Raw genomic sequence first — 4139 nt, forward strand, 5'->3', positions numbered from 1 at the left:
GGCCTGATGGGGCTGATGCTGGCGATCGTACTGCAAAGTTCGGCTGCCGTGGCGCTGCTCACCTCCGGGTTTGCGGCCAGCGGCTATCTGGCCTTTCCCACTGGGCTGGCTATCGTGCTGGGCGGCGATCTGGGTTCGGCGCTGATCATTCAAATCCTCTCCTTTGATCTCGATTGGCTGGTGCCGGTGTTGCTGGCTGCCGGCGGGTATCTGTTCGTCAAGACGGAGGCCAAGAAGGCGCGGCAGCTTGGCAGGATCTTGATGGGGGTCGCCTTCATCCTGATTTCGTTGCGATTTCTGCGCGAAGCGATGGACCCGATCCGCGACAGCGCCTTTCTGCCGGCGGTTGCGGGCTATTTGGCGCGGGATTACATCACGGCGTTTCTTGTCGGTGGCGCGCTGGCTTTTGTGATGCATTCGTCAGTTGCCGCTATCCTGATGTGCGTGACGCTGGTGCAAATCGGAGCGATACCCTTTGCTGCCGGTCTTTCACTGGTACTGGGGGCGAATTTCGGTTCTGCCTTCATTCCCGTCTGGCTGAGCCGCGGAATGGACTTGCGGGCACGCCGCATCCCATATGCCAACCTGGCTTTGCGCGGCACCTGGGCAGTGATCTGCCTGTTCGGCGCCAATCTGGCGCTGCGCCAAGGGGTGTTGGGGGATCCGCAGGGCGGCCAGATGCTGGTCAATGCGCATCTGGCCTTCAATGCGTCACTGCTGGTGCTCGCGCTGCCGGTTTGCGCGCCGTTGGGAGATATCTTTACCCGGCTGTTCCCCAAACCAGCGCAGACAGAGATGAACCATCCGGGGCGGCCTGTCAGTGCGCTGGAGCAGGGCAGCTATGGTTCAGCAGCCGTGTCTGTTTCGAACCTTAAGCGTGAACTGCTGCGGATGTCGGACCAGGTCAATGCCATGTTCCGACCGGTACTGGAACTGTACCAATCAGGCGGCAAAGAGCAGATCAAGACCGTTCAGTCGATGGATGATGAGGTCAACGCTTGTCTCTCTGGTATCCGGAAATATGTCGCTGCGATCCCCGAGGACGGCTTTGAAAAAGAGCAGTTGAAGACAGCCCGCGGCCTGATGGAATATGCGATCCGCCTGGAAACCGCCGGCGATGTGGTGGCCCGTCGTCTGACAGTCCTGGCGGGGGATTTGAACAAAAGGAATCTAAGCTTTTCCCGGGACGGCTGGATGGAGATCACCCGGATGCATGAGGCAATCCTGGCCAATATGCAGCTGGCCTCCAATGTGCTGATCTCTGATGACTTGGAAAGTGCGCGGCTGTTGAGCTTGGAAAAAACCGAATTGAAGCGGATGGAGCACGACAGCCGGAAACGTCACCTGAAACGGTTGCAGAATGGTGCCCGGGAAAGCTTTGACACGTCCGACATCCATTTGGAAACGCTGCGTGCCTTACGTGAGTTCAACAGCCACATTGCGGCGGTAGCCTATCCGGTTCTGTACCAGAATGGCCAGCTGCTGGAGACCCGGCTGATAAATGAAATGCTGCCGGAAGACGCCGAGTGACGCTTGAAACCCAGCCGCCTGCCTAAAGACCTGTCCGGAACATGACCTTTTTTATCATCGCTATCATCTTGTCGGCAGCGCTGTTGCATGCTGTGTGGAACGCCATCGTGAAGACGGCTGCAGACCGCACCACCACACTCGGGCTGGTTGCCTTTGGCCAAGTGATCCCCAGTGCCGTGATGATCACAGTTCTGCCGCTGCCTTCTGCTGAAAGCTTTGTCTATATCCTGCTCTCAACGGTGGTTCATTTCGGGTACTACTACATGCTTGGCCGCGCCTATCAGCACGGTGATCTCAGCGTCGTATACCCGATTGCCAGGGGTATCGTGCCGGCGTTGGTCGGCATATGGGCGATGATCTTTGCCGGCGAGGTTTTGCCGTTGCAGGCCTGGGGAGGCATTGCGGTGATTGCCCTTGGCATCCAGCTCAGCAGCTGGAAGGCGCTGCGCTCGGGTGTCGGGCGCGCGGCTCTCGGCTTTGCTGCGGGGACCGGTTTTTGCATTTCGATTTATTCATTGGTCGATGGTATCGGCGTGCGTTTGTCCGGAAACACACTCAGCTACTGGGCCTGGGGGGCATTTCTGCACATTTTCATTGCCATGTTCATAGCAGTGCGCAAGCGCCGCACGCTGGCGGCTTTGCCCAAGCGAACATGGATCCTGGGGATTGCCGGAGGGCTGGTATCTATGACGGCTTACGGGCTGGTGCTTTATGCCAAGAACTTTGCCCCGCTGGGCGCGGTGTCCGCGCTGCGGGAAACTTCTGTGATCTTTGCCGCGTTGATCGGTTTTTTCTTCCTCAAAGAAGGATACTGGATGCGGCGGCTTGGTTCTGCGGTATTGATGGCCTGCGGTGTGGCCCTGATCGGAATGGCTGTCTAGATCCTGTGCGGCTTGATGCGCTGGCGCAATCAATGGGATTGGGGTGAGACTTCAGGCACTTGCCCTGGGCTGCAATTCAAGGGAGGCAGTATCTGTCAGAAATGATGCCAAGGTGTGCAGCAGAACTGCCTTTTTGACCGGCTTGGCCAAGAAGTGATCCATGCCCGCATCCAGGCAAGCTTGCCGGTCGCTGGAAAACGCGTTTGCCGTAAGGGCAATGATTATTGGCTGGGGCATGGGCAGGTTGCGGATCTCCCGGGTGGCCGCAATGCCGTCCAGCTCGGGCATCGACATATCCATCAGGATAATATCCGGCTGCTGTTCCTTGAACATGTTAACTGCCACGCGGCCATTGCCGGCTTCAGCCAACTCCACCGGCTGACCGCGCAGGAATTTGCGGATCAGCAGCCTGTTGGTCTGGTTGTCTTCAGCCAGCAGAACTTTGCAAGGCCTGATCTGAGGCGCAGTGCCCAGTAAAAACTCTGCAGCCGGGGGGCGCGCTTGCTTGGCTGGCGCCATCTGCAGCTCCAGCCGGAAGCAGGAGCCTTGGCCGGGATCTGATTTAACCGAAATACTGCCGCCCATCCGCTTGGCCAGCATGCTGGAAATGGTAAGCCCCAGCCCGGTTCCGCCAAACTCCTTTGTCGTTGCCGCGTCTGCTTGGGTGAAACGGTCAAAGATATGGCGCGCTTGGGAAGCGGAAATTCCGATCCCGCTGTCCTCAACTTCGGCGATCAGGCGGCAAGGGGCGCCGTCGGCATGGGAGACGCGGACGTCAATTCTGCCTTGCGGCGTGAACTTGACAGCATTGCCGATCAGATTAACCAGAATCTGCCGCAACCGCCCGTCATCTCCGTGCAGCCGTTCCGGCAGCCCATCCGCGTAAGAGACCTGCAGCGACAGGCCTTTTTCCAGCGCTTTCGGGCGGAACAGCCCCGCCGCACTGCCAATACAGTCGCGCAGATCGAAGTCCTCTTCGGTTATAGAGAATTTCCCTGCTTCCAGCCGCGACAGGTCAAGGATGTCATTGATGATCTTCAGCAGTGCCTGGGCCGAACTGCGGATGGTTTCCACATTTTGCTGTTCATCCTGCGAAAGCTCCGCCTCTGCCAGCAAATCAGCCATGCCGATGATACCGTTCATCGGAGTGCGGATTTCATGGCTCATGTTGGCCAGGAACTCGGATTTGGCCCGATCGGCCTGTTCAGCCGCAACCTTGGCCTCGGCCAGTTCCCGTTCACGCAATTTGCTATGAGTTATGTCGCGTTCAATGCCGATAATCAGGTCGACTGCGCCATCTTCGCCGGTCACCGGGACGATATTGGTGTCGAACCAGGCTTCTTCCCCTGACTTGGTGTAGGTGAGCACTTCGTTGTGATAGCGGATGCCAAGGTCCTTGTGGCGGTTCATTTCCCGGATCACGCCAAGATCGGTATCCGGGCCGTCCAGCAATTCTGAAGGTGTCCGGCCAATCGCCTCGCTGGCGGCATAGCCTGTGACGCGGGTGAAGGCCTCGTTGACCCAGAGGATCTGCCGCTCTGCATCGGTCAGGATGATACTGTCGGACGCGTGTTTTGCGACCAGCGACAGACGGTGCAGTTCCGCCTGTTGTTTTTGCAATTCGGCATGGGCGTCTTCCAGTGCGCGTTTGCCGTGTTTCAGTTCGCTGTTCCGCTCGGACAGAGTCTGATTCGCACGGATCAGTTCTTCGCGCAGATGGACATCTTC

The 4139-nt window shown here is 58.3% G+C and carries 3 protein-coding genes; 2 read left to right on the top strand and 1 reads right to left on the bottom strand.

Annotated elements, in window-relative coordinates; genetic code table 11:
• Together A2I95_RS26870 and A2I95_RS26875 are read left to right on the top strand one after the other, a co-directional pair.
• On the top strand, nt 1-1530 hold a 1530-nt coding region (locus A2I95_RS26870; protein WP_291734826.1), incomplete at its 5' end, for a Na/Pi cotransporter family protein.
• Nucleotides 1531-1571: 41 nt separating this feature from the next.
• Nucleotides 1572-2411, top strand: a complete 840-nt coding sequence (locus tag A2I95_RS26875) for a DMT family transporter (RefSeq protein ID WP_027256618.1) — start codon at nt 1572-1574, stop codon at nt 2409-2411.
• Nucleotides 2412-2462: 51 nt separating this feature from the next.
• On the opposite strand, the gene A2I95_RS26880 is transcribed toward A2I95_RS26875, so the two are convergent.
• A partial coding sequence (locus A2I95_RS26880) for a PAS domain-containing hybrid sensor histidine kinase/response regulator (RefSeq protein WP_291734829.1) occupies nt 2463-4139 on the bottom strand: 1677 nt, incomplete at its 5' end.

The sequence above is a fragment of the Leisingera sp. F5 genome, from assembly GCF_001593695.1.

What these genes read in the sequence shown, in the direction of transcription:
- A2I95_RS26875 (WP_027256618.1), top strand. Translation starts at nt 1,572, where the DNA reads ATGACCTTTTTTATCATCGCTATCATCTTGTCGGCAGCGCTGTTGCAT.